Origin of the sequence: Aeromonas sp. QDB23 (genome assembly GCF_027707745.1) — a bacterium.
Taxonomy (GTDB): Bacteria; Pseudomonadota; Gammaproteobacteria; order Enterobacterales; family Aeromonadaceae; genus Aeromonas; species Aeromonas allosaccharophila.
The window spans coordinates 1-2930 of the sequence record NZ_JAPCJA010000123.1; the positions used below are offsets into that span (position 1 = coordinate 1).

Annotated in this window: 1 rRNA gene; it reads left to right on the plus strand. The window is 53.0% G+C overall.

The annotated features are described in order from the left end of the window. Positions 1-21 precede the first annotated feature (21 nt). Positions 22-2911: ribosomal RNA gene (locus tag PG888_RS22635) — 23S ribosomal RNA — on the plus strand. Positions 2912-2930 lie beyond the last annotated feature (19 nt).

Genomic DNA, 2930 nt, shown 5'->3' on the forward strand with positions numbered 1-2930 from the left:
CGACACTTCTTGGGGTTGTATGGTTAAGTGACTAAGCGTACATGGTGGATGCCTTGGCAGTCAGAGGCGATGAAGGACGTACTAACCTGCGATAAGCTGTGAGAAGTCGGTAAGAGACGCTATTACTCACAGATTTCCGAATGGGGAAACCCACTTAGCATAAGCTAGGTATCGTTGCATGAATACATAGTGCAACGAGGCGAACCGGGAGAACTGAAACATCTAAGTACCCCGAGGAAAAGAAATCAACCGAGATTCCCTCAGTAGCGGCGAGCGAACGGGGATTAGCCCTTAAGTTTCTTGGAAGTTAGTGGAATGGTCCTGGAAAGGCCAGCGATACAGGGTGATAGCCCCGTACATGAAAACGACCTTGAAGTGAAATCGAGTAGGGCGGGACACGTGACATCCTGTCTGAATATGGGGGGACCATCCTCCAAGGCTAAATACTCCTGACTGACCGATAGTGAACCAGTACCGTGAGGGAAAGGCGAAAAGAACCCCTGTGAGGGGAGTGAAATAGAACCTGAAACCGTGTACGTACAAGCAGTGGGAGCCCTTCGGGGTGACTGCGTACCTTTTGTATAATGGGTCAGCGACTTACATTTTGTAGCGAGGTTAACCGTATAGGGGAGCCGTAGGGAAACCGAGTCTTAACTGGGCGTCTAGTTGCAAGGTGTAGACCCGAAACCGGGTGATCTAGCCATGGGCAGGTTGAAGGTTGAGTAACATCAACTGGAGGACCGAACCCACTAACGTTGCAAAGTTAGGGGATGACCTGTGGCTGGGGGTGAAAGGCCAATCAAACTCGGAGATAGCTGGTTCTCCCCGAAAGCTATTTAGGTAGCGCCTCGGACGAATACTACTGGGGGTAGAGCACTGTTTGGACTAGGGGGTCATCCCGACTTACCAACTCCATGCAAACTCCGAATACCAGTAAGTAATATCCGGGAGACACACGGCGGGTGCTAACGTCCGTCGTGAAGAGGGAAACAACCCAGACCGCCGGCTAAGGTCCCAAAGTTCTGGTTAAGTGGGAAACGATGTGGGAAGGCTCAGACAGCTAGGATGTTGGCTTAGAAGCAGCCATCATTTAAAGAAAGCGTAATAGCTCACTAGTCGAGTCGGCCTGCGCGGAAGATGTAACGGGGCTCAAACCAGGCACCGAAGCCGCGGATTCACACTTATGTGTGAGTGGTAGGGGAGCGTTCTGTAAGTCTGCGAAGGTGTATCGAGAGGTATGCTGGAGATATCAGAAGTGCGAATGCTGACGTAAGTAACGATAAAGGGGGTGAAAAGCCTCCTCGCCGGAAGACCAAGGGTTCCTGTCCAACGTTAATCGGGGCAGGGTGAGTCGACCCCTAAGGTGAGGCCGAAAGGCGTAATCGATGGGAAGCAGGTTAATATTCCTGCACGACTTGTAATTGCGATGGGGGGACGGAGAAGGCTAGGTGGGCCAGGCGACGGTTGTCCTGGTGAAAGTGCGTAGGTGGTGTTTCTAGGCAAATCCGGAGACACAACACTGAGACACGAGACGAACGCACTACGGTGCGGAAGCCATTGATGCCCTGCTTCCAGGAAAAGCCTCTAAGCTTCAGATTACAAGTCATCGTACCCCAAACCGACACAGGTGGTCGGGTAGAGAATACCAAGGCGCTTGAGAGAACTCGGGTGAAGGAACTAGGCAAAATAGAACCGTAACTTCGGGAGAAGGTTCGCTCTTGACAGTGAAGTCCCTTGCGGATGGAGCAGTCGGGAGTCGCAGTGACCAGATGGCTGGGACTGTTTATCAAAAACACAGCACTCTGCAAACACGAAAGTGGACGTATAGGGTGTGACACCTGCCCGGTGCCGGAAGGTTAATTGATGGGGTTAGCGCAAGCGAAGCTCTTGATCGAAGCCCCGGTAAACGGCGGCCGTAACTATAACGGTCCTAAGGTAGCGAAATTCCTTGTCGGGTAAGTTCCGACCTGCACGAATGGTGTAACCATGGCCATGCTGTCTCCACCCGAGACTCAGTGAAATCGAATTCGCCGTGAAGATGCGGTGTACCCGCGGCTAGACGGAAAGACCCCGTGAACCTTTACTACAGCTTGGCACTGAACATTGAACCTACATGTGTAGGATAGGTGGGAGGCTTTGAAGGCGTGACGCCAGTTGCGCTGGAGCCGTCCTTGAAATACCACCCTTGTATGTTTGATGTTCTAACGCAGGGCCCTGAATCGGGCTCGCGGACAGTGCCTGGTGGGTAGTTTGACTGGGGCGGTCTCCTCCCAAAGAGTAACGGAGGAGCACGAAGGTTGGCTAATCCTGGTCGGACATCAGGAGGTTAGTGCAATGGCATAAGCCAGCTTAACTGCGAGACGGACAGGTCGAGCAGGTACGAAAGTAGGTCATAGTGATCCGGTGGTTCTGAATGGAAGGGCCATCGCTCAACGGATAAAAGGTACTCCGGGGATAACAGGCTGATACCGCCCAAGAGTTCATATCGACGGCGGTGTTTGGCACCTCGATGTCGGCTCATCACATCCTGGGGCTGAAGTCGGTCCCAAGGGTATGGCTGTTCGCCATTTAAAGTGGTACGCGAGCTGGGTTCAGAACGTCGTGAGACAGTTCGGTCCCTATCTGCCGTGGGCGTTGGATGATTGAAGGGAGTTGCTCCTAGTACGAGAGGACCGGAGTGAACGAACCTCTGGTGTTCGGGTTGTCACGCCAGTGGCACTGCCCGGTAGCTAAGTTCGGAATCGATAACCGCTGAAAGCATCTAAGCGGGAAGCGAGCCCTGAGATGAGTCATCCCTGACCCCTTGAGGGTCCTAAAGGGCCGTTGGAGACCACAACGTTGATAGGTGGGGTGTGTAAGCGCGGCGACGTGTTGAGCTAACCCATACTAATTACCCGTGAGGCTTAACCATACAACACCCAAGAAGTGTT